The 22,696-nt window shown below is 46.0% G+C and carries 20 protein-coding genes; 7 read left to right on the top strand and 13 right to left on the bottom strand.

Annotation, left to right across the window (positions count from 1 at the left end):
- A complete protein-coding gene (locus tag FR741_RS18360) occupies positions 1-129 on the top strand; it encodes a DUF2474 domain-containing protein (RefSeq protein ID WP_080936814.1) in 129 nt (42 codons plus the stop codon).
- 134 nt (positions 130-263) lie between these two features.
- Here the strand turns inward: FR741_RS18360 and FR741_RS18355 are convergent, their stop codons facing one another.
- From FR741_RS18355 to FR741_RS18345, 3 genes are all read right to left on the bottom strand, one after another.
- A complete protein-coding gene (locus tag FR741_RS18355; RefSeq protein ID WP_226420519.1) occupies positions 264-770 on the bottom strand; it encodes a hypothetical protein in 507 nt (168 codons plus the stop codon).
- Between the two features lie 15 nt (positions 771-785).
- The gene (gene hxpB, locus FR741_RS18350; RefSeq protein ID WP_167427389.1) at positions 786-1,487 is read right to left on the bottom strand and encodes a hexitol phosphatase HxpB; all 702 of its coding nucleotides are present in this window, start codon (positions 1,485-1,487) and stop codon (positions 786-788) included.
- 129 nt (positions 1,488-1,616) lie between these two features.
- Positions 1,617-2,498, bottom strand: a complete 882-nt coding sequence (locus FR741_RS18345) for a LysR family transcriptional regulator (protein ID WP_167427388.1) — start codon at positions 2,496-2,498, stop codon at positions 1,617-1,619.
- Positions 2,499-2,595: 97 nt separating this feature from the next.
- Between FR741_RS18345 and budA the strand changes: the two genes are divergently transcribed.
- From budA to FR741_RS18330, 3 genes are read left to right on the top strand one after another with little or no spacing between them, the layout of a single operon-like run.
- Entirely contained in the window at positions 2,596-3,381 is a 786-nt protein-coding gene (gene budA / locus FR741_RS18340) for an acetolactate decarboxylase (RefSeq protein ID WP_005373273.1), read from the top strand.
- A 29-nt stretch (positions 3,382-3,410) separates the two neighbouring features.
- Positions 3,411-5,114, top strand: a complete 1,704-nt coding sequence (alsS, locus tag FR741_RS18335; RefSeq protein WP_167427387.1) for an acetolactate synthase AlsS — start codon at positions 3,411-3,413, stop codon at positions 5,112-5,114.
- Positions 5,111-5,869: an SDR family NAD(P)-dependent oxidoreductase gene (locus FR741_RS18330; protein WP_167427386.1), complete on the top strand. Its 759-nt coding sequence runs from the start codon at positions 5,111-5,113 to the stop codon at positions 5,867-5,869. The genes alsS and FR741_RS18330 overlap by 4 nt, the downstream gene beginning before the upstream one ends.
- 90 nt (positions 5,870-5,959) lie before the next feature.
- Here FR741_RS18330 and FR741_RS18325 read toward each other — a convergent pair whose 3' ends face one another.
- From FR741_RS18325 to FR741_RS18280, 10 genes are all read right to left on the bottom strand, one after another.
- The gene (locus FR741_RS18325; protein ID WP_167427385.1) at positions 5,960-7,873 is read right to left on the bottom strand and encodes a BCCT family transporter; all 1,914 of its coding nucleotides are present in this window, start codon (positions 7,871-7,873) and stop codon (positions 5,960-5,962) included.
- Between the two features lie 150 nt (positions 7,874-8,023).
- Positions 8,024-8,629 (bottom strand): methyltransferase domain-containing protein, encoded by a 606-nt coding sequence (locus FR741_RS18320; RefSeq protein WP_167427384.1) that lies wholly within the window; start codon positions 8,627-8,629, stop codon positions 8,024-8,026.
- A gap of 124 nt (positions 8,630-8,753) precedes the next feature.
- Positions 8,754-9,956: a phenylacetate--CoA ligase family protein gene (locus FR741_RS18315; protein ID WP_167427864.1), complete on the bottom strand. Its 1,203-nt coding sequence runs from the start codon at positions 9,954-9,956 to the stop codon at positions 8,754-8,756.
- A gap of 9 nt (positions 9,957-9,965) precedes the next feature.
- Positions 9,966-10,787, bottom strand: coding sequence for an ABC transporter ATP-binding protein (locus FR741_RS18310; RefSeq protein ID WP_005373283.1), 822 nt, complete (start codon positions 10,785-10,787; stop codon positions 9,966-9,968).
- An 80-nt stretch (positions 10,788-10,867) separates the two neighbouring features.
- Positions 10,868-12,112, bottom strand: coding sequence for an ABC transporter substrate-binding protein (locus tag FR741_RS18305; RefSeq protein WP_006741059.1), 1,245 nt, complete (start codon positions 12,110-12,112; stop codon positions 10,868-10,870).
- A gap of 45 nt (positions 12,113-12,157) precedes the next feature.
- The gene (locus FR741_RS18300; RefSeq protein ID WP_104973556.1) at positions 12,158-13,225 is read right to left on the bottom strand and encodes a branched-chain amino acid ABC transporter permease; all 1,068 of its coding nucleotides are present in this window, start codon (positions 13,223-13,225) and stop codon (positions 12,158-12,160) included.
- An 11-nt stretch (positions 13,226-13,236) separates the two neighbouring features.
- A complete protein-coding gene (locus FR741_RS18295; RefSeq protein WP_005392598.1) occupies positions 13,237-14,130 on the bottom strand; it encodes a branched-chain amino acid ABC transporter permease in 894 nt (297 codons plus the stop codon).
- On the bottom strand, positions 14,130-16,082 hold the full coding sequence (locus FR741_RS18290; protein WP_167427383.1) for a long-chain fatty acid--CoA ligase: 1,953 nt from the start codon (positions 16,080-16,082) through the stop codon (positions 14,130-14,132). The genes FR741_RS18295 and FR741_RS18290 overlap by 1 nt, the downstream gene beginning before the upstream one ends.
- Positions 16,082-16,882 (bottom strand): ABC transporter ATP-binding protein, encoded by an 801-nt coding sequence (locus FR741_RS18285; RefSeq protein WP_005392600.1) that lies wholly within the window; start codon positions 16,880-16,882, stop codon positions 16,082-16,084. Before FR741_RS18285 ends, FR741_RS18290 begins: the two co-directional genes overlap by 1 nt.
- A 241-nt stretch (positions 16,883-17,123) precedes the next feature.
- Positions 17,124-18,761, bottom strand: coding sequence for an electron transfer flavoprotein-ubiquinone oxidoreductase (locus FR741_RS18280; protein WP_167427382.1), 1,638 nt, complete (start codon positions 18,759-18,761; stop codon positions 17,124-17,126).
- A gap of 156 nt (positions 18,762-18,917) precedes the next feature.
- Here FR741_RS18280 and FR741_RS18275 point away from each other — a divergent pair, with 156 nt between their 5' ends.
- The 3 genes from FR741_RS18275 to FR741_RS18265 all read left to right on the top strand — a co-directional run bounded on the left by FR741_RS18275 (position 18,918) and on the right by FR741_RS18265 (position 22,683).
- Positions 18,918-19,670, top strand: coding sequence for an electron transfer flavoprotein subunit beta/FixA family protein (locus FR741_RS18275; RefSeq protein ID WP_006741064.1), 753 nt, complete (start codon positions 18,918-18,920; stop codon positions 19,668-19,670).
- Positions 19,667-20,593 (top strand): electron transfer flavoprotein subunit alpha/FixB family protein, encoded by a 927-nt coding sequence (locus tag FR741_RS18270; RefSeq protein WP_167427381.1) that lies wholly within the window; start codon positions 19,667-19,669, stop codon positions 20,591-20,593. Before FR741_RS18275 ends, FR741_RS18270 begins: the two co-directional genes overlap by 4 nt.
- Before the next feature lie 86 nt (positions 20,594-20,679).
- Positions 20,680-22,683, top strand: a complete 2,004-nt coding sequence (locus FR741_RS18265; RefSeq protein ID WP_167427380.1) for an acetoacetate--CoA ligase — start codon at positions 20,680-20,682, stop codon at positions 22,681-22,683.
- Positions 22,684-22,696: the final 13 nt, after the last annotated feature.

Genomic DNA, 22,696 nt, shown 5'->3' with positions numbered 1-22,696 from the left:
ATGAAAGTCAAAAATTGGTGCCGCCAATGGGCTTGGATGGTTGGAATTTGGATCGTTAGCGTCGCTGCATTAGGGTTAGTGTCTATGTTATTTCGCGTCATGATGACCGCTGCAGGGTTAAAGTCTTAGCTCGGGACTTTTAAGTCAATAAAAAAATGGATGCCTCTAGATCTTGTGTAAGAGCTAGAGGCGTTGAACCTAATACTCAATCTTAATGATAAAGCCAAGCGTTAAGAATCTACTCAAAACACTCTTTCATAAGTCTACATTGCCTGCAGTCGTTCATGCATGCTTACGAGATCAAAAGGTTCAAGCTTTTTCGCAAGGTTCAGTAATGCTTCCTTTTTATCTTGCGGTAAACTTTGAAACTTCGACTCTAAACGTAAATCCACTTTGCTAAAAAGTAGCTTTCTAATTTGACTAGCTTTTGCCTTTGATAATTGCAATCCATCATTATCGGAGGTTTCAATTATCATGATAATCCTTGCTAACTCACTGAATTCATTATCAGAGCATAAATAAAGTGATTGTTTGTATAAATAGCCAACCGAAATTTCAAAATCAATATTAAGCGCTTGAATCTTATCGACAATGTTTTCACTCACATCATTTTGAGAAGAAGAGTTGATGCAATCATCAAATCGCCTTTCAAATGTAACAAATCGATTATTGAGCTCGTCCAACATAGTCGTATCTTTTGCGAATGATTCTATAGGTAAAACCAATAAGAACATTGGCAGTAGGTATTTTTTCAGCGATCGACTGTTCACAATCAAGTCCTTCTTCTAAAAACTTTCATGCGGTGTTGGTGCAATTGTTGCTCTCAAACTCAAGTCCATTAAACTCGCCAAATGGCTTTCATTAAACTCTGATAGCTTTTGCAGCTTTAGACTGGCTTCATTAAACTCTTGATAGAACTTATCAGGTTGAGGTATCACGACTGTTTTTATGTTTGCTCGTGTTGCAGCAAGCATACCCGAATAAGAGTCTTCAAAGGCAATACAGTTACTTGAGTCTACACCTAGTTTATTGATTGTTGAAAGGTAGACATCTGGCTCTGGCTTGCCCTGTTCTACATCGTCTGACGATGATATCGCGTCAAAGTAACTGGCAATACCGAGTTTGTTCAAAATGGTGGGAATGAGTTGATAAGGTGAATTAGTAGACAGCCCTATCTTAAACCCTTTTTCCTTAAGCCATTTGAGTGTTTCTGTAACACCCTCTAATTCGCATCCTTTTTCAATTATTAATGCCTCCACTTTATCCACAACAGCATTCTCTACTTCTTCTAGGCTCTTTTCTTGCCAAGGATTACGTTCATACCAAAACCTTGTTACTTCATCTGTCGTCATCGTTGCAGTCTGCTTTGACAGTACTTCGGTCACCTGGACGCCAACTGATGAAAACACCTGCTTTTCCGCTTCCTTCCACAAAGGTTCTGAATCAATCAGCAACCCGTCCATATCAAAGACCGCAGCGTATATCATTGGTACATCCTCAGTAAGTTCTATTCGTTGAGTAAGATTTGTCTATTCAACCAAAGCATAGCTTTGCATATAACGAGGGAGAGTATCACATTTGCCTGTGGCTATCAGAGCCAGTTCGATGACTCATCTTTAAGCCTCAACATGACCGATGTGCATGGCTACTTTTAGCGCTTGTTTATTGAGATTAGATGCCTCCCAAGCAACAACAACGCGACTAGTGAGAGGGATATCATCAATCTCGGCGACTGTCGCGGAATCATCGAGATGTTCAGCCAGTGAGCTCGGAACGAGAGCAATACCTAACCCGGCCTGCGCCATGGCAATCGTCGTACGAAGTTGCGGTGCTGCGAACTGTGGTTCGAGCCTTACTCCTGCGTCGGCAAAAAGTGTGCTCATGCCATCAAACAATGCGGGTCCAGTCTCTCGTGGAAACAGTAAAATTTTATGGCCTCTCAACTGTTTCATCTGGATACAGGGATATTTTGCCAGTTCGTGGCCCGCCGGAATCACCGCGACAAACGGGTCGTTAAACAACACCTTGTGCTCAAAAGGCTCACTGGCGTAACAGGGTAGCCGCATGATTGCGAGATCAAGTTGTTTGCTTTTTAACTGAGTGGCAAGCTCTGGCATTGACAGTTCCGCCGTCTGTAAATGAACCCCATTCTCTTGAATACGCCCAATTCTCTCCAATACCTTAATGCAAGTTGATGTTGACGTCGCGAACCCGATTTTAACCTGCGTATTTTCACCACGGGCAATCTGTCGGGCTTTTGCTTTAGCGCGTTCCACATCAGCAAGAATATTTACCGCATCCGTATAAAAGACTTGCCCTGCATGGGTCAGCTCGACTCCTCTAGACAAGCGCTTAAATAGGTCCACGCCAAGCTCGTGCTCTAGCTTTTTGATTTGTTGACTCAAAGGAGGTTGCGCAATCCCTAGCTGTTCAGCTGCTCGGGTAAAGTGACGAGTCTCGGCGACCGCGACAAAATACTTCAGGTAGCGAAATTCCATATATTTTCCATATCAAAATAAATCTTTTTTATATTGGATTTAGCACCGTGTAGAAGTCAATCTAAATATACTCTTCATTGCATAACTGGTCTTACTCATGCGTGGATTTTATAACCCTCTATGTGCTTGTTCGCTTGAAGTAGCGAAAGAATTTTCTGAATACCATCACGTTACCGGAGATGGTGAGATTTATCAGACTTCGTTAATGAGTGCTTTGATCGCTGGTGTTTACGAAGGCTCAACAACCATAGAAGAACTACTGAAACATGGGGATTTTGGTTTAGGTACGTTCAATGAATTGGATGGTGAGTTGATTGCTTTTGATAAGGAAGTTTTCCAACTCAAGTCGGATGGCTCCGCAAACCCGGCAGACCTGGCGCAAAAAACGCCCTTTGCTGTCATGACTTTTTTTAAGCCTGATATCGAGCTGCCACTGACATCGCGCATGTCACGTCATGAAGTCCATAGCCTCATAGACGACATGGTTCCAAGCGATAACCTATTTTGCGCAGTGCGCATTGATGGCGTTTTCGATTCAGTTCGTACTCGCACCGTACCTAAACAAACACGCCCTTATCGGCCAATGCTTGAAGTGGTCAAAGAACAACCGACATTCCGCTTCACGCATAAGCAAGGCGTGGTCGCCGGCTTTCGCAGTCCTAAATATACGACTGGCATCAATGTACCCGGCTATCACGAACATTTTATTACCGATGACCGCCAAGGAGGTGGTCATATTCAGGATTACAGCATTTCGTCAGGATTTCTCCAGATTGGCAAAGTCTCGCGGCTAGTGATTGATACACCAGTATCGACAGACTTTCTCAACGCCAATTTGGCTCCGGAAGATATAAATACCGCTATAGAAAAGGCGGAAAAGTAACAAAGTCAGGCAAATAATAAGGACAACAAATGCAATCCAAACCTTCAAATAAAAATGGAGCTCAGTTGATCGCTCAACAGCTAGAGTCTCTCGGCATTAAGTACATTTTCGGTATTCCCGGTGCAAAAATCGATCGACTGTTCGATGCGATTGAAGACACTAACATCCAAATGATTCCTGTACGTCACGAGGCTAACGGCGCGTTTATGGCGGGCGTTATGGGAAGACTAACCGGCAAAGCAGGCGTCACAATGGTTACGTCAGGTCCAGGCTGTGGAAACCTAGTTACAGGGGTGGCAACAGCAAACTCCGAAGGCGATCCGCTGATTGCTATCGGTGGTGCGGTGAAACGAACTGACCAGCAAAAACAAACACACCAAAGCATGGATACCGTCAGTATTTTTCGCTCTATAACCAAGTTCAGTGCTGAAGTGCAGCATGTGGACGCCGCAAGCGAGATCATGGCGAACGCATTTCGTATCGCAGAGTCAGGTCGTCCTGGGGCTTGCTTTTTGAGTCTCCCCCAAGATGTTTTATCCGAGCAAACCCAAACGGACATTATTGTCCCCTCGCCTTACACACAGCCTGGTTGCGCAGACATCGCAGCAATCGAAGAAGCGGTCAGTCGAATCAGTAAAGCAAAGCGCTGTGTGGTTTTACTTGGCCTTCACGCGAGCCGCAGTCAAAACGCTGCTGCTATTGCCCGATTTCTTCAAAATACGCAGCTACCCGTTGTCGGCACTTACCAGGCCGCCGGGACCGTAGACATCAACTACTATCACCACTTTGCTGGTCGTGTTGGTTTATTTAACAACCAACCTGGCGATGTTTTACTGCGGGACGCCGATTTAATTCTCACCATCGGCTTTAGCCCAATAGAGTATGACCCTGAGCTTTGGAACAGCCACCGCAACCCAGTGATTCACCTCGATATTGAACCGGCTGAATACCAACTTAATTATCAGCCTTGTGTTGAAATCGTCGGAAACATTGCGCAGTCATTAGACAAAATGGGTAGCTACATCTCTGAATATGCTCGTCTTTCCCCAACAGCACTTTCAGTACTGGAAGAGGTAGCACTGCAACGGCAAGTGATCAAAACCTATCCCAATGTCTATAACAAGCAAGGATTTCATCCACTGGCACTGATTAAAGCCATGCAATCTATCATCACACCAGATACCACGCTATGTCTTGATATGGGGAGCTTCCACATCTGGATCGCTCGTTACTTAAGTTGTTTTCGAGCTCGCCAAATGCTGGTGTCTAACGGCCAACAAACGATGGGCGTTGCACTGCCATGGGCCATTGGTGCCAGCCTACTAAAACCTGGTAGTAAAGTGGTATCGATATCGGGAGACGGCGGTTTTATGCAATCGAGCATGGAGTTAGAAACCGCGGTTAGACTGAACTGCAATATCGTCCATATTGTGTGGGTTGATAACGCCTACAACATGGTAGAAATGCAAGAGATCAACAAATATCAGCGCTGCTCTGGTGTGAAATTTGGTCCAATTGACTTCAAAGCGTATGCCGAATCATTTGACGCGAAAGGCTTCGCAGTGACTAGTCAACACGAATTGCTACCGACATTGAATAAAGCCATGGACGTTGAAGGACCAGCAGTGGTCGCTATCCCCGTAGATTACAGCGACAACGACAAACTGATGTTGCCGCGCACAGAGAAAAATCAAGATCCCGTTTTTGTAAGTTTCGAAGGAGAAATCGCATGAGAGGATTAAAAAATAAAGTCGCACTCGTCACTGGTTCTGCAAATGGTATTGGTTTGGCCATCGCAAAACGTCTGTATGAAGAAGGCGCAAACGTCGCTCTTGCCGATTGGAATGAAGAGCAGTTGGCAAACGCCGTTGAGGGCTTTGATAAACAGCGCGTGTCTGCACATTCCATTGATGTTTCTGACCCAGGCAAAGTCGCAGCACTGATTTCTGATGTTGTTACCCGTTTCGGTAAACTGGATATTTTAGTAAACAATGCTGGTGTACATGTCCCAGGTTCAGTGATTGAAGGTAGTGTGGAAGACTGGAAGAAGATCTCTGGTGTAAACATTGACGGCGTCGTTTATTGCGCGAAGTTTGCGTTACCTGAACTCTTAAAAACGAAAGGTTGTATGGTGAATACCGCGTCCGTTTCTGGTTTGGGTGGTGACTGGGGTGCCGCATTCTATTGCGCGAGTAAAGGCGCTGTGGTCAACCTTACTAGAGCGATGGCATTGGACCATGGTGCGGAGGGCGTAAGAATTAACGCCGTATGCCCAAGCTTAGTAAAAACCAACATGACGAACGGCTGGCCGCAGGAAATCCGCGATAAATTCAATGAGCGCATTGCGCTCGGCCGAGCCGCCGAACCTGAAGAAATTGCGTCCGTCGTGACTTTCTTGGCAAGTGATGACGCATCTTTCATTAATGGCGTAAACCTACCTGTAGACGGCGGTGCCACCGCATCAGATGGTCAACCTAAAATAGTATAAGCATTAACACTGACTGAGCAGAATCTTTAACTGTAAGGTATCCACGCCAAAAAAGAGCCGAGTTTGTACTCGGCTCTTGTGTGTCTGTTCTTAAGCCTGCGACGTTGCTAAACCTGCCGACGCGCCGCCTAATAACACATAATTAAATTCCATTCGAGATTCTTGGGCTTGTTCAGACAGTTCTTGTTTCTTCTGTTGAGCCAACTCAAGCGCTTCGGTTAGTTGTTGTAGCTCTGCTTGCATCTCTTCTGGTAAATGATGGTCCGAAAACCCAGATTCACAGCTATGTTCTAAGGCAAATGCGCGAATTCTCTTACGCATGCTCATCAGGGCTGCCATTGCTTCGCGCTCTTCTTCAGCCGCCTGTTGAGCTAAGTCTTTAAAGCGCTCAAATTTCGCCAAAGCCATTCCCTCTGTTGACCAAGGGTCAATTTCCGGCAGTTCTTCAATGTTAATGGTTGGCTCTTCGTATTCTGCTTGATGTTTAATATCTAGGCTCGCCGCGCGAACAAAGGACACCATCAACATCACCGAGATAACTAGCAATGGTAAACCGCCCACGATCGCAGCGGTTTGTAATGTCGATAAACCTCCCATGAACATTAGGACGGTTGGCAGAAAAGACAAAGTAAACGCCCAGAACAAACGGTTCCAGCGCATCGGTTCTTCCGTCACATCATTTTGAACCACAGACGCAAGAATGTACGAGATAGAGTCAAACGACGTCGCCGTAAAAATGATACACAACAGTGTAAAAACACCAATAACGATTGGCCCTAACGGCAGTGTATCTAACGTTGCAAAAATTGCCGCCGGTGCGCCCGATTCGTTGAGGATTGCGATGACATCAAGCTCACCCGTCAATTGCAACGATAACCCGTAGTTACCTAAAACAATGAAGAATAAGAAACAACCTAAAGAACCGTAAAATATCGAACCTACGACCATCTGTTTGATCGTTCTTCCACGCGAGATACGCGCAACAAACAATCCCATGCAAGGAGCAAAGACCAACCACCATGCCCAGTAGAAAATAGTCCAGTCTTGCGGGAAGTGTGTATCTGTAAACTCACCATAACCACCAAACGGCTCCGCCCAGGTTGCCATAACAAAGAAGTTAGACAACATACGACCAATAGAATCTAAGCCCGTTTCTAACATGAACACGGTTGGCCCAACGGCAAGTACAAAGAGTAACAAGCCCATCGCACCCCAGAAGTTAATGTTACTAAGGAATTTGATCCCCTTCTCAAGCCCTGCATACGCGGAGTAACCAAAAATCGCAGTACAGAGAAGTAATACAGCCACTTGGCTGAAGGTATTGTTTGGAAGACCGAAGATATGATGTAGACCACCGTTGATAAGAGGCGCTGCTAAGCCAAGCGTAGTCGCCGCGCCACCCAACATACCAAAAATAAACAGCACATCGATAAACTTGCCAATACCACCGTTTGCGCGCTTTTCTCCTAATACAGGCATTAACGCACTAGAGATTTTCAAAACAGGTTGTTTGCGTACATAAAAGAAGTAAGCGATAGGCAGAGCAGGAATAAGGTAAATTGACCAAGCGATCGGTCCCCAGTGAAACAGACCATAAGTCGCGGCCCAGCGAATGGCTTCTTCACTGCCTGCTTCCAACTGAAATGGTGGTGATTGATAGTAGTATGCCCACTCGATACACCCCCAATACAGAATACTTGCACCAATACCTCCACAAAATAGCATTGCAGCCCATGAGGCGTTACCAAATTCTGGTTGCTCGTCGGCTTCACCAAGTTTGATTTGGCCAAGATCGCTGAACACCGTGTAAATCATAAAACACATTGCTGCGATACCCAGTGCGAGGTATAACACACCAAGCTTATCGGTCATGAAAAATTTGGCCGAAGCTATCCAATCCGCACCTTGTGTGGGAAATAAAATTAAAGGTATAACGACGCTGAGTAAAAGAAAGAGTGAGCCTAAGAAGGTAGGCTTATCGATGAGAGAAAATGATTTGTCCATATTATATATCCTTATGTTTTCAAAGGACATGATCTACATTTCTCACAACTTCGCCAATTCACAACACTTATCGTTACCACAAGAATAATTGTCTTTAAAATATGCATTATGTGACGCTGATTTTGTATTCATTATTTGATGCCATAGCGTTTAAATACGGCAACTTTTCTGCCACACCATCCAGCGCTCTCTACCTTTAAAAACCTCAACACTGTTTGCCACCACTGAGGATTCCACAAGCTTAAACGTCGGTTCTAGATAACCCTCCAACTCCCCACTTCGCAAACAAAATGGAGGGAAGCGAGAGTGGTAATCATCATCTATAACGAAATAACCAATTAACAAACCGTCTCTTGGCAGCAATTTATCCACCATAGCAAAGTAATCTGGCCACTGGTCTCTCGGTAGTGCAGCGAGAAAGGCACGCTCGTAAATCACATCAAATGAGTGCGTAGAGTCAGCGTTAAATACATCCCCCAGCACGACTTTATCTTTGTGCTTGCCTAACGTCGATTGCGCCATTTTTACTGCTTGTTGGCTGTAATCCATCGCGATCACATCATGCCCATATTGAATAAAAGAGCTGAGTTCATAAGCAACACCACAGCCAGGGATAAATACAGACTGACCGCTATGAAGCGCTTTTTCTAGGTAAGCTTTTAGCTCTTGAGGTGTGGTTTTGGCATCCCACGGCATGGTGCCTTGGGTAAACAAATTATCCCAAAACTGTTGATTGATGGTCGGTGCCTGCTTCATTTATCGCCCTCCTAATTGTACTGGCACAAAAAGAAAGGGATACGCAGCACAATGTGGTATCCCCTCTCCTAGCCTTTGATTTTTACGTTGTTAGCTTTTTATAAATGCGTTTTACAATGATGGGTTAACTGCGCAGGTCATTGATTAACGGCTGCTCCGCTTGGTTCGGTACAAACTGGACATTGCCTTTCAGTTTGGTGACAGACTGAAGTGTCGCTTGAATGTCCTCTGCCGAGACATGAACATCATGACAGCAGAAAGTAATGGTATCGTTGAAGCCATCGCGCTCAATTTTCAAGGAGCCTTTAATATCGTGGCGACGACAGACTTCTTGGATCTGATGCGGATAAACAAACAGGCCTTTCACTTTCACCGCTGAGTCCGCACGCCCCATCCAGCCTTTAATTCGCGCATTCGTGCGTGGCGAATCCGAGCCCGTTTCTAGGTATGCCGATAAATCTCCCGTTGCGTAGCGAATCAGCGGAAACTTCTCATCGAGCGATGTCACGACCACTTCGCCTACTTCTCCCGGTTGTACAGGAATGCCATCAGGATTAACGATTTCCACGATGATATCTTCGGCAATCACCAAGCCTTGCTCGCCAGACACTTGATAAGCAATCAAACCAAGCTCTGCACTTGCGTAGGCTTGAGAGACTGCAATGCCTTTGTCCTCAAACATCTGTTGCATGTCTGCGGTGACCGCTTCACCAGAGACCAGCGCTTTGGTAAAACTCGGCGACTCACCGTATTGTTCTTGGTACTTTTGTAACAACGTCAGCAAGTAAGAAGGCGTGCCCGTATAACCCGTTGGCTGCAGCTGTTTAATCGCTTCAATTTGTGCTTCGGTATTCCCGACACCCGCCGGAAATACCGCACAGCCACAAGCTCTTGCGCCTCCATCCATAATAAATCCGCCAGGCGAGAAATGGTAAGAGAGCGTGTTATGCACTAAATCGCCCGCACAAAACCCAGCTGCGTGGAACGCGCGCCCCATACGCCAGAAATCCGCCTCATCCGTTTGTGCCTCATACAAAGGCCCCGGAGACTGAAAAACACGCGCCATCTGACCAACCGCAACACTATTTAAACCACCAAACGGCGGTTTAAGTTGCTGCTGGTTTGGCACATTGAATTTGCGCGTAATCGGAAACTGAGCAAGCCCTTCACGATTATTCGCCAACGTAGGCTCTAACTCAGCAAAATGCGCCGCATAATGTTCGCTGTTGGCTTTTGCATTTTCAATCAACGTTGGCAGACGTTGAAACAGCGATTCTTCTCGTGCCTGTGGAGACAAAGACTCTTTCGCATCAAATAGTTCGTTCATCATCGCTCCTTACAACCAACGCTTACGACGTTTGTAAGATTTCAGATTCTTGAAGCTCTTGCGATCTTCATCGCCGCCGCCAAGGTAGAACTCTTTCACATCTTCATTGTTTAGCAGTTCGTGCTTGCTGCCATCCAGTACGATTTTGCCTGATTCCATGATGTAACCGTAATCGGCCGCTTGAAGGGCAAAGTTGGCATTCTGCTCAACCAAAAGCATGGTAATGCCTTGTTCTTTATTAATCTTGTTAATAATGCTGAACACCTCCTTCACCAATAGCGGCGAAAGCCCCATCGAAGGTTCATCCAACAAGATCATTTTTGGACGAGCCATCAGTGCACGACCAATCGCTAGCATTTGCTGCTCACCACCTGACAAATAACCCGCTAGACCAGTGCGCTCTTTAAGACGAGGGAAATAATCAAACACCATTTCGATGTCTTGTTCAACTTCGTTGTCAGTGCGTGTATAAGCGCCTAAGCGAAGATTTTCTATTACCGTCATATCTTCAACAATTCGGCGCCCTTCCATAACTTGGAAGATGCCCGAACGGACGATCTCTTCCGGGCTTTTGTTGTCTATGCGCTCGCCCATGAAGTTGATTTCGCCGCGCGTCACTTCACCATCTTCGGTTTTCAACAAACCAGAAATGGCTTTCAACGTCGTTGATTTACCCGCACCGTTGGCACCCAGTAAGGTCACTATCTGCCCTTTTGGAACTTCTAAGCTCACACCGCGAAGTACTAGTATTACTTCGTCGTAGACGACTTCAATGTTGTTCACTGAAAGCAGTATTTCTGCCGGTTCGATATTCGTTGCTAATTCAGCCATCAAGCTACTCCTTGCTAGGGTGAGAGTGTCCTCTCATCCATCCTTATTTTCAGTAAGCTTTGTTATTAATAAGTCGTCGATTAGTAACCTAGCCAATCGTCACGACGTGACAATGTCACCTGAGATACTTTCTTAATATCAACTGCGCCGCCGTTGTTGTTACCCATAAACACGTTCACGGTTGTTGTGCCACGGTGATCTTCCGGTTTCCAGTTCGCAGGTACACAAACACCTTCTAAGCCTTGTGGGACCCAGTTGTCATGGACATACATGCCCTTCTTGATGTTTTCACCCGTGATGCCACCGTTGTCTTTCGCCCACTCCATCGCTTCTTTCATGTAGAACGCAGAACAAATGCCGCGAATGTAGTGGTGAGTTCTAAACTCGCCAGGCTCTGATTCAGACTGCTTAGAAATCTCACGAACCAGTTTCATGCCTTCGTTATCGTCTCCCCAAAACGCCGTCATGCCAGGAAAAACATAATCTTTAAGGCCATCGCCCGCCGCTTCAAGTACTGGTTTGTCACCGCCCCAAATGTTCGCCATGTACTGGAACTCTGTACCAACCGTATTACAAGACTTCACGAGTGAGATTACCGAGCTACCGATATTGGCAATGTAACCGTAGTTGGTGCCAGACTCTTTGAGTGACAGACATTGTGCTTTGAAATCACCCGGTTTGAGTGACACAACGACTGGGTTTTGTACCTCAAAACCAAGCTCTTCAGCATATTCTGCACACGCTTCTTTTGGCGCATTCGGGAATGGGTGGTTATCGCCAATATGGGTAAATTTCGGCGCACCTTGGTTGCCCTTTGATTCCCAATCTTCTTTCGCCCACTTCACTAGTGCACGACACGCATCTGAGTACGACGCACCATAGAAGAAGTTATAAGGCGCTGGTTTCGCGGTTTTTGGGTTCTTGCCGGTTGGGTCCGTTAAGTGACCTGAATAAGAGGCAGAGAACACTGGCACTTTGTCTTTGGTCACAAACGAGATGAGTGCTTCGGTATCTGCCGTGCCCCAACCTTGTAGCGCAACCATGTCTTTACGCGCCACCCAACGTTTGTAGTTGGAAATGGCTACTGGCACTTTATACGCCATGTCTACCGTTTCAAATTCGAGCTCAGTACCGTTAATGCCACCGTTTTGGTTGATCCAGCGTAATGCGTCTCGCACACCAGAACCATAAGGCTTACTCACGTAGGCTGTTGGTCCAGAAAAGTCGACCAATTGCCCGACAAATACAGAGTCTTTTGCCCAAGTGGCGGTAGTAAACAGTGCCGAAGATAGCACCAACGTTGTCGCTAAATGTCCTTTGTTCATAACTCGTTGTCCTTGTTATTGAGGTATATTCCACTTAATTCCACGTTAATATGAGAACGGATAGTGTTTCCAATATGCTCGAATCTGTTGCCAGCGATGCGATAACCCTTGAGGTTCGAAAATGAGGAACAGCATGATGACTAAACCAATCGCCATTTCTTTGAAGTAAGCCAGGCCATCAATGAACGAAGTGTTATTGCTAAACTCAGCCAACCCCGTCACGCCAAACTCCAAAACTTCAGGCAGCAATACGATAAATATCGTACCCATCAATGTGCCTTTGACTGAACCCAAGCCACCAATGATGATCATTGCCAAAAACTGGATAGACATCATGATGGTGAAACCTTCTGCTGATACAAAACCTAGATAATGTCCGTAGAGTGCGCCCCCGATGCCCGCATAGAATGCGCATACACCAAATGAGAGCAGACGATACTTAGTTAGGTTGATGCCCATGATTTCTGCCGACAGATAGTGATCTCGTACCGAGACAAACGCGCGACCATCACGAGAACGGATCAAGTTCGATGCCCACATATACATGAAGATCAGCGCAAATAGAGCGATGTAGAAGAAACTTTCGTCGGTCGTAAACTCAAAGCCAAACAGATTGATAGGGTTTGCACCAGCACCATATGAGCCGCCACTGAACCAGTCTGCACGAGCAAAGAAGTCCTCTAAAATAAACTGCGCCGCCAACGTTGCGATAGCTAGATATAAACCTTTAATTCGAGCCGCTGGCAGACCAAACAGCATCCCTACAATCATGGTTAAGTAACCCGCGAGCGGAATCGCAAACACGACTGGAATGTTAAACTGGTTATTTAGCCAAGCCGATGCAAAGGCGCCAAAGCCAAAGAACGCACCGTGACCTAGCGAGATTTGTCCGGTAAAACCAACCAGAATGTTTAAGCCCAATGCCGCGATACCGAGGTATGCAATCTGAATAAACAGGTTTAGGAAGTAAATATCCAAGACCAGCGGTGCTGCCAGCATGGCGATGACACCTGCAATCGCAAGGCTTCTGATGGTTTTGGTTTCAAAAATTGGCGTATCACTTTTGTATGTGGTTCGAAAATCCCCACATGGGCGCATGCTAAGTTGAGCCATGTTATTTCTCCTTAAATACGCTCGATATCTTTGGTACCAAACAGGCCGTATGGCTTGAAGGCAAGAATGATTAACAGCACATAGAATGGTGCGATGTTGTACAGGTTACCCACTTGCAGGTATTGGCTATCAAAAAACTCAGCCAAGTTTTCTAGCACCCCGATGGTGATGCCACCGACAATTGCGCCGACTACAGAATCTAAGCCACCTAAAATAACGGCTGGGAAAACTTTGATACCAATAATGGATAGCGCGTCAGATACGCCGTTAACGATCCCGATAACAATCCCTGCTGTTGCAGATACCATTGCCGAAATAGCCCAACTAATGGCGAACACTTTCTTGATGGAAATGCCAAGACTCTGGGCTACTTGCTGGTTAAATGCCGTTGCGCGCATTGCCAGACCCATTTTGCTAAATTTGAAGAACCAGTAGAACGCGCCCATGATGAGCATCGAGAAGATCAAACTCAGAATGTAAGCGAACTCAACGTTCAAACCACCGATATTCACCACATTTGTTTCGAACACTTGCGGATACGACACAGCCGAGACACCAAATATCCATTTCATCAATGCTTGGAAGAACATGGACAGACCGATGGTCACCATGATCACCGAGATAATCGGCTCACCAATTAACGGCCTGAGCACAATGGTTTGCACCGCAATACCGAACACCATCATGAACGCAAGCGTGAGTAAAAAGCCGATAAAAAACGGTAACTGTAGGTGTACCAATGCCGCCCAACATACCCACGCGCCAATCAACAAGAACTCACCCTGAGCAAAGTTGACCACCTGGGTCGATTTGTAAATCAATACAAAGCACATGGCGACAACGCCATACAACATGCCAACGATCACGCCATTAATGACGAGTTGCAGTAATAAATCCGTATTCACTATGCGATCCTCCGTTGTTCGCTATCCACCAGTGTTGGCTCATGTTCAATAAGCGTTTCAATCACTAGCGACGTTTGAATGCGTGTTTTGGTGCCATCCTGATAAGTGATCACCGTATCCACATCGACTTTTGGATCGTCGCTGTAGATGGTTTCGATGATGTCTCCGTATTTCTCCGCAACCACACCACGGCGCACTTTACGCGTACGAGTTAACTCGCCATCGTCGGCATCTAGCTCTTTGTAAAGTAGAATGAATTTGCTGATCTTCTGTGCATCCGGCAGTGATTCGTTCACTTTCAGTACTTCTTCACGAATCGCTTGATACACTTCTGGTTGAGCGGATAAGTTGGTGTAGTTAGTGAATGCCAAACCGCGCTGCTCTGCCCACTTCGCAACAATCGCGTAGCGAATACAGATGATGGCGGATAGCCAAGGTCGACCTTTGCCCACCACTACGGCTTCTGCAATAAACGGCGAGAACTTGAGTTTGTTTTCAATGAACTGCGGAGAGTAGCGGTCGCCATGGCTGGTTTCCGACATGTCTTTCAGACGATCAATCACCACCAAGTGACCGGAATCTTTAAAATAGCCCGCATCACCCGTATGCATCCATCCGTCTTGTACGTCTTCGTCATACGCTTCCTGGTTGTTCAGGTAGCCAGTAAACATGCCGGTACTTTTCGCGATGATCTCACCCACGCCATTGCTGTCTGGGTTGATGACTTTCACTTCTGCATTGTCAAACGCGACGCCGACGGAATCGTAATCCACGTCATCGGCTTGGTGGACGGTGTACGCACCACACATTTCGGTTTGACCGTAAAGCTGCTTGAGTGGTACGCCGATCGCTTGCAGATAACGGAACGTGTCCGGTCCCATCGCCGCACCACCCGTCGCAGCAGATGCTAGATTCGAGAAACCTAAGCGGTCACGCAGAGCACGCAGAAGAATCCATTCAGCCAACTTAGAGCGTTTACCCTGCTCCAGCGCTTTGTTGGCTAAGCTCATGCCCAGTTTGTACATCTTCTGCTTAAACGGTGTGGAATCCATCATTCGCGCAGACACGTCTGCCACAATGTTTTCCCATACACGCGGTGCAAGTAGGACGAAGTTCGGGCCAATTTCGCGCAAGTCGGACATCATGGTTTCTTGTTCTTCCACGAAGTTAACGATTTGACGAGAAATCAACGCCTGACCAACCACATACACCTGCTCCATAATCCAAGGCAAAGGCAGAACAGAAACGTAGTTGTCGCCTGGGGAGCGCGGGTCTGCACGCAGATAAGCCGCACAGTGATCCAAGAACGTGCCGCTGTGTAGCTGAGCTAATTTTGGTTTGGAAGTCGTACCCGACGTGGTACAAAGAATCGAAAGATCGCTGCCTTTGGTTGCCGCAACCATATTGAGATATTTATCCGGATCCGCTTTGTCGATCAGTTGACCTTTTTTATAGACCTGCTCAACATCAATCAGTCGTGGGTCGTCGTACTTGCGCATTCCACGCGGGTCACAATAGATAATGAATTCTACGCTTGGGATCTCATCACCGAGTTCAAGTAGTTTGTCGCATTGTTCTTCATCTTCGGCAACCACGACTTTTGCTTTGGCATAGTTGATGAGGTACGCCACTTCTTCGTGCATGGAATCTTGATAGATGCCCAGCGAGAAACCTTTGATCGCATGGGCAGCCAACTCGCCCCATACCCATTCCGGGCGGTTATCACCCAGCAAACCAACAACGTCTTGCTCACCAACACCTAAATCTTGCAGTGCCAGAGCCATCCACTTCACTCGATTTTCATAATCTTGCCAAGTGAACTCTCGCCAAATACCAAACTCCTTTTCACGCATTGCGACTTGCTCGGGCCATTTCTTGGCATTGTGCTGCAACACTTTTGGAAAGGTATCTAAGCGGGTTATATCTGCCCAATCATTATGTTGCTGTGCCATTATGCACTCTCCTCTAATGTCGGTAGCTCTTCGCCTAAGTACGCTTGTTTCACATGTGGGTTGGCCATCACTTCTTCTGGCTCGCCCATCGCAATGTGTTTACCAAAATCCAACACCAATACGCGGTTAGAGATATCCATCACCACGCCCATATCGTGCTCGATCATGATGATGGTGATGTCTAACTCTTCATTCAGATCCATGATGTAACGCGCCATGTCTTCCTTTTCTTCCAAGTTCATGCCTGCCATTGGTTCATCAAGCAGCAGTAACTTAGGTTTTAAGGCAATGGCACGAGCAAGCTCTACACGTTTACGTAAACCGTAAGATAGCGTGCCAGCGGTGGCTTTGCGGATGTGCTGGATTTCAAGAAAATCGATTACGTCTTCTACGTATTTACGGTGCGCCATTTCTTCTTTCTGCGCGTTAGAGAACCAGTAAAGTGGCCCTGTGACGAAGTTGTTTTTCAGTAGGTGATGTCGACCAACCATAATGTTGTCGAGTACCGACATATGAGAAAAGAGTGCTAAGTTCTGGAAGGTCCTTCCCAACCCTAACTCAGCTCGTTGGCTAGGTGTTCGTTTGGTTACATCATCTCCAGCGAAGATTACAGAGCCTTTGTTTGGTGTGTATCGACCAGAGATGCAATTGAGCATTGAGGTTTTACCTGCACCGTTTGGACCAATGATTGAAAAAATTTCCTTTTCATTCACATGGAAGCTCACGTCAGTTAGAGCTTTCACCCCACCAAAAGCCAATGAAATATCGTTTACCTGCAACAGAGGCGATTCCGATACCATAGTTGATCTCCCTTTCGTTATTTAAGTGCGTTCCATTGAGCACTATTTGATCAAACCTAACTTTGATACTGGTAACCGCTTTTACACCTATGCATCAACTTTGTATTCAGTTTACGTAAACGTCAATTTAAAATCAGAATAGTGCTTGAAAGATTAAGTTGCAATCGAGTTCATCGAGAAAGATTTGAACTAACGCAAACTTTAAGTAAATAAATTGTTAATAAAAATTATTCTCAGACGACTACATATTCGGATAGTTAGGGCCACCACCACCTTCCGGCGGTGTCCAGGTAATATTTTGACTTGGATCTTTGATGTCGCAGGTCTTACAGTGGATACAGTTCGCCGCATTTATTAGTAGCTCTGGCTGCTGATCCCCTTGTACGATTTCATAAACGCCAGCCGGGCAATAGCGCTGTGCTGGCTCTGCATATAATTCAAGATTCTGCTCGATGGGAATGCGCTGGTTCGCCAAACGTAAGTGGCACGGCTGATCTTCCTCATGGAAGATATTGGATAGATAAACAGAAGAGAGGCGATCGAAACTTAATACACCATCAGGCTTCGGATAGACAATTTCATTGCTTTTTTCCGCCAATAACAAAGACTGGTGATCGGGCTTATCACAGCGGATATGCCACTTAGCTTTACCTTTTAACACGTTATGTTCCAGCAGCGCTAAGCCACCGCCCAGCCACGATCCAAAGCGGTGAATGCCACTTGAAAAGTTACGTGCTTGATAAAGTTCTTCATACAGCCAAGACTGTTTGAAATGCTTTTGATAATCAGCAGTAACTGACTGACTCTCAAGGGCTTCACATACTGCTTCGGCGGCAAGCATGCCAGATTTCATTGCGGTGTGCGTGCCTTTGATTTTAGCGCCGTTAAGCGTTCCTGCATCACAGCCAATCAACAAGCCACCAGCAAACTGTTGCGTTGGAAGCGAATGGAAACCGCCCTTGGTGATCGCTCTTGCGCCATAACTAATGCGTTTACCATTTTTGAGGTATTGCTCAATCAACGGGTGATGTTTAAAACGTTGAAACTCATCGAATGGACTCAAGTGCGGATTCTTATAATTCAAGTCAACAATCAACCCGACGGCAACTTGGTTTCCCTCTAAATGGTAGAGGTAACTGCCACCTGCAGCTTCGTTTGATAACGGCCAACCTAATCCGTGCACTACTAAGCCTTGCTGATGCTGCTCTGATGGGATTTCCCACAGCTCTTTAAAACCGATAGCGTAATGTTGAGGCGTTTTCTCTTCAGCAAGATTAAATCGGTTAATCAATTGCTTACCAATATGACCCCGCGCGCCTTCAGCAAATAAAGTAAACTTCGCTCGCAGTTCAATACCAGGTTCGAAATTTCCTTTTTGTTCACCATTTTTGTCTAACCCCATATCGCCCGTGATCACGCCACAAACACGACTATCTTCATCGATGATCGCTTGACTGGCGGTAAAACCTGGGTAGACCTCCACCCCCAAGTTCTCAGCCTGCAACGCCATCCATCGGCATAGACTGCCCAAACTTATGATGTAATTACCTTTGTTATGTAACGTATTAGGCACCGCCCAAGAAGGCAGTTCATGACCATTGATTTCATTGCCTAGATAGTAGGTTTTATCTTGGTTTACTTTGGTATTGAGCGGAGCGCCTTTCTCTTGCCAGTCGGGAAAAAGCTCATCCAAACTTCGCGTTTCAAACACCGCGCCCGATAAAATATGCGCTCCAACTTCAGAGCCTTTTTCTACCACGCAAACAGAGAGGTCTTGTTCTTTTTCTGCTGCTAATTGTTTGATTCGGCATGCCGCAGACAAACCTGCGGGACCAGCGCCTACAATCAGAACATCAAATTCCATGCAGTCTCTTTCCATGATTGCATTCCTTTTTCTTTGCATGTTGCCAACTTGTTAAGCAACAATATATTTAAAGTTGACGCAAACGTAAAGGTAAATTAACATCATTTTAAAGACGTCATCACATCGTCTTCACTGTAAACACATAGTCTTCACTGTAAAAAGGAATCTAACGTGAAAATACTAGTGCCAATCAAAAGGGTCATTGATCCCTACGTTAAAGTTCGTGTGAAAGCGGACCATAGCGATGTTGAAACCAATAACGTCAAGATGACGATTAATCCATTTTGCGAAATAGCCGTTGAAGAAGCCGTACGACTAAAAGAGCAAGGTATTGCAGATGAAGTCATCGTTGTCAGTGCTGGCGGTAGCCAATGTCAGGAGCAACTGCGTACTGCGCTTGCGTTAGGTGCCGATCGCGCTATTCATGTCGATACTGAAGACAAAATAGAGCCATTGGTCGTCGCTAAGCTGCTCAAAGCTCTGGTTGAGCAAGAACAAGCACAGCTTGTGATTACGGGTAAACAATCCATTGATACCGACAACAACCAAGTGGCTCAGATGCTGGCAGCCCTACTTGACTGGCCTCAAGCAACTTTCGCTTCAGACGTGAAGATAGAAGATCAAAAAGTTCAGGTCGTGAGAGAAGTGGATGGCGGCTTGATGACGGTCGCGATGAACCTACCTGCTGTGGTCAGTACTGACTTACGCCTGAATGAACCGCGTTTTGCCTCTTTGCCTAATATAATGAAAGCCAAGCGCAAGCCGTTAGATACAATCACACCTGACACTCTGGGTGTTGAAGTGGTATTTAGCCAAACCATTCAAGAAGTCACACCACCAGCGCAGAGAAAAGGTGGCATCAAGGTTGAATCTGTCTCAGAGCTTCTCGATAAGCTGCGTAACGAAGCGAAGGTGATTTCATGAAGAACTTAATCATAGCAGAACATGACAATAACCAATTGCATGCGGACACACTCAAAGTAGTTAATGCAGCAAAACAAGTCAGCCAAGACAATGTTTTGATCGTAGTGGGCCACCAGTGTGAAGAAGTCGCTCAGCAAGCTTGTCGCGTTGATGGTATATCAAACGTAATTTGTGTCGATGATGAGCAACTTAAGCATCAATTTGCCGAGAGTATCGCACCTATTGTAGTGAGTGTTGCTGAAGGTTTTGACGCAATCTGGGCTAGCTCATCATCAAAAGGGAAAGATCTTGCACCGCGAGTAGCAGCGAAGTTCGGCGTTGGGCAAATTTCCGATATTGTCCAAGTTATCGATGAAAACACTTTTATCCGCCCTATTTACGCAGGAAACGCATTTGCCAAAGTGACCACCAGCGACAAGGTTCGCGTCGTCACCGTGCGCGCGTCTGCGTTTGAGCCGGTTACTTGTCACAACCAAGCTGACATTGAGCATCAGCAAGTCACCATCTCAACTCCATTGGTTGAATTGGTTTCTGTCGATAAAACCGTGTCAGAGCGTCCTGAATTAAGCGCGGCAGAGGTGGTTGTGTCAGGTGGACGCGGGGTCGGTAGCAAAGAGAACTTCGCGTTGATCGAACAAGTTGCCGATAAACTAGGTGCTGCCATTGGCGCTTCTCGCGCGGCGGTTGATGCCGGGTTTGTTGCCAACGACTTACAAGTGGGTCAAACCGGTAAAATCGTTGCGCCTAAGCTTTATATAGCGGTTGGGATTTCCGGTGCCATCCAGCATCTTGCAGGAATGAAGGAGTCCAAAGTGATTGTCGCGATCAACAAAGATCCAGAATCTCCTATCTTTGAAGTTGCCGACTATGGATTGGTTGGTGATTTATTTGAGGTACTACCTCAGCTTGCCGAACAACTTTAAACGATCAGATAAGGGGCGAACACTGCTATGTTCGCCCCTTTATTTTGTTTTGGTCATATTCAAAAGAATTGAAATTTGAGGGACCTATGCCAAATTCTGCACCTATTTGGTCACCATCTGCTGAGCGCGTCAGCAATAGCAACTTATTACGGTTCATTGAAAAGGTTAATAAAGACAAAGCCGAAGGTGCCGTAATCAACAATTACACGTCTCTACACCAGTGGTCCATTGGCCACAATGACGAATTTTGGCGACATACTTGGCATTTCTGTAACGTCATTGGAAATATTGGCTCGCAAGTCAAAAGCCTTGGTGCTCCCAAGTGGACACAGACAGATTCTACTCAGAGCCATGTCAATAGGGACACCGTATGGTTTGCTGACGCCACGCTTAACTACGCAGAGAATCTCCTCTCTCAGGCCGAACAAACACCTGAGCGTGAGTTTATCGTTTTTACTAATGAACGCGGTGAACACAAGCAGCTCACTGGTACACAGTTGCTCGAACAAGTGTCTGTCATTCAGCAATGGCTACTCAATTGTGGTGTTGGCAAAGGCGATGTCGTTGCGGGTTATTTGCCCTACCTTCCAGAAACCGTTATAGCCATGTTGGCTACTACCAGCCTTGGCGCCATTTGGACTTCAACCTCTCCTGATTTTGGTATCGATAGCGTCGTAGAGCGTTTTGGTCAGGTCAAACCGAAAGTTCTTTTTTGCTGTGATGGCTACCAGTTCGGAGGCAAAGCTTTCGATATGACGGACAAAAACACCACTCTTAGTAGTAAGTTAAGCAGTACCTCCGAAGACGCTACTATTAGCGTATGCCAAATCGAATATTTACAAAATGCTAAGAATGCTAGCACTTCTGACTTTGTGTATTGGTCTGATATTACTCACCACTTTTCTCCAAAACCAGTTCAATATCAATCAACACTGTTTAATGACCCATTATTCATTTTGTATTCTTCTGGCACAACGGGGCAACCAAAGTGTATTGTCCATTCCGTAGGCGGAACCCTGCTCAATCACCTCAAAGAACACCAACTACATTGCGATATCAAACCACAAGACAAGGTTTTCTACTACACAACATGTGGTTGGATGATGTGGAACTGGCATGTTTCCGCTCTTGCGAGTGGTGCAACCTTAGTGATTTACGACGGTAGTCCGGTTTACCCTGATCACTCGGTCTTATGGCGATTAGCGGAAGAACATAGCGTGTCACTGTTTGGTACGTCAGCGAAATACTTAGAAGCACTGGAGCATGCGAACTGCTCTCCAAAACTAGAACATAACCTGAAATCACTCAAAACTCTGTGCTCAACTGGTTCGGTGCTTTACCCAGAACAATTTAATTATGTCTATCAGCACATCAAGCAGGACTTGCATCTCGCTTCTATCGCTGGCGGCACGGATATTTGTGGGTGTTTTGTACTTGGGAACCCTATTTCACCGGTGTACAAAGGCGAATGCCAAGGTTCAGGGCTGGGAATCGACGTGCGTGTTTTGAACGACGAGGGAAATGCGATTACAAAGCAACGCGGCGAACTAACGTGCAATAACTCGCTACCTAATTTCCCTATCGGTTTTTGGCACGACGACGGCGAACGCTATCACAACGCTTATTGGAGCAAGTTTACTGATATCTGGCACCACGGCGACGATGTGATGCAAACCGAACATGGCGGTTTTATTTTTTATGGCCGTAGCGATGCGACATTGAATCCAGGCGGCGTACGAATCGGCACCGCTGAGATCTATCAGCAAGTGAACGCGTTACCCGAGGTCGAAGATTCCATCGCCGTCGGCAAGTTAAACCAGCAGTCTGAAGAAATCTGGTTACTAGTAAAACTCGCTCACGACGTCGAGTTAACCCAACAACTCACCGATTCAATTCGCGAAACACTAAAAACAAAATGTTCACCACGCCATGTGCCACGCCAAATTTTTGCTATCAGTGATATTCCTAAAACGCGCTCAGGCAAACTGGTTGAACTAGCAGTGAAACAATTGGTTAACGGACAAGCTGTAAAAAACATTGGTGCTATTGCTAACCCAGAAGTGCTGGAAGAAATTAGTCAGCTTAATTAATAGTGACAATTGG

The sequence above is a fragment of the Vibrio diabolicus genome (genome assembly GCF_011801455.1).
Taxonomy (GTDB): Bacteria; Pseudomonadota; Gammaproteobacteria; order Enterobacterales; family Vibrionaceae; genus Vibrio; species Vibrio diabolicus.
The sequence above is the reverse complement of the archived record's forward strand: the minus strand, read 5'-3'. Positions and strand labels throughout refer to the sequence as shown.

What these genes read in the sequence shown, in the direction of transcription:
- FR741_RS18360 (WP_080936814.1), top strand. Translation starts at nt 1, where the DNA reads ATGAAAGTCAAAAATTGGTGCCGCCAATGGGCTTGGATGGTTGGAATT.
- hxpB (WP_167427389.1), bottom strand. Translation starts at nt 1,487, where the DNA reads ATGATATACGCTGCGGTCTTTGATATGGACGGGTTGCTGATTGATTCA.
- FR741_RS18345 (WP_167427388.1), bottom strand. Translation starts at nt 2,498, where the DNA reads ATGGAATTTCGCTACCTGAAGTATTTTGTCGCGGTCGCCGAGACTCGT.
- budA (WP_005373273.1), top strand. Translation starts at nt 2,596, where the DNA reads ATGCGTGGATTTTATAACCCTCTATGTGCTTGTTCGCTTGAAGTAGCG.
- alsS (WP_167427387.1), top strand. Translation starts at nt 3,411, where the DNA reads ATGCAATCCAAACCTTCAAATAAAAATGGAGCTCAGTTGATCGCTCAA.
- FR741_RS18330 (WP_167427386.1), top strand. Translation starts at nt 5,111, where the DNA reads ATGAGAGGATTAAAAAATAAAGTCGCACTCGTCACTGGTTCTGCAAAT.
- FR741_RS18325 (WP_167427385.1), bottom strand. Translation starts at nt 7,873, where the DNA reads ATGGACAAATCATTTTCTCTCATCGATAAGCCTACCTTCTTAGGCTCA.
- FR741_RS18320 (WP_167427384.1), bottom strand. Translation starts at nt 8,629, where the DNA reads ATGAAGCAGGCACCGACCATCAATCAACAGTTTTGGGATAATTTGTTT.
- FR741_RS18315 (WP_167427864.1), bottom strand. Translation starts at nt 9,956, where the DNA reads ATGAACGAACTATTTGATGCGAAAGAGTCTTTGTCTCCACAGGCACGA.
- FR741_RS18310 (WP_005373283.1), bottom strand. Translation starts at nt 10,787, where the DNA reads ATGGCTGAATTAGCAACGAATATCGAACCGGCAGAAATACTGCTTTCA.
- FR741_RS18305 (WP_006741059.1), bottom strand. Translation starts at nt 12,112, where the DNA reads ATGAACAAAGGACATTTAGCGACAACGTTGGTGCTATCTTCGGCACTG.
- FR741_RS18300 (WP_104973556.1), bottom strand. Translation starts at nt 13,225, where the DNA reads ATGGCTCAACTTAGCATGCGCCCATGTGGGGATTTTCGAACCACATAC.
- FR741_RS18290 (WP_167427383.1), bottom strand. Translation starts at nt 16,082, where the DNA reads ATGGCACAGCAACATAATGATTGGGCAGATATAACCCGCTTAGATACC.
- FR741_RS18285 (WP_005392600.1), bottom strand. Translation starts at nt 16,882, where the DNA reads ATGGTATCGGAATCGCCTCTGTTGCAGGTAAACGATATTTCATTGGCT.
- FR741_RS18280 (WP_167427382.1), bottom strand. Translation starts at nt 18,761, where the DNA reads ATGGAAAGAGACTGCATGGAATTTGATGTTCTGATTGTAGGCGCTGGT.
- FR741_RS18270 (WP_167427381.1), top strand. Translation starts at nt 19,667, where the DNA reads ATGAAGAACTTAATCATAGCAGAACATGACAATAACCAATTGCATGCG.
- FR741_RS18265 (WP_167427380.1), top strand. Translation starts at nt 20,680, where the DNA reads ATGCCAAATTCTGCACCTATTTGGTCACCATCTGCTGAGCGCGTCAGC.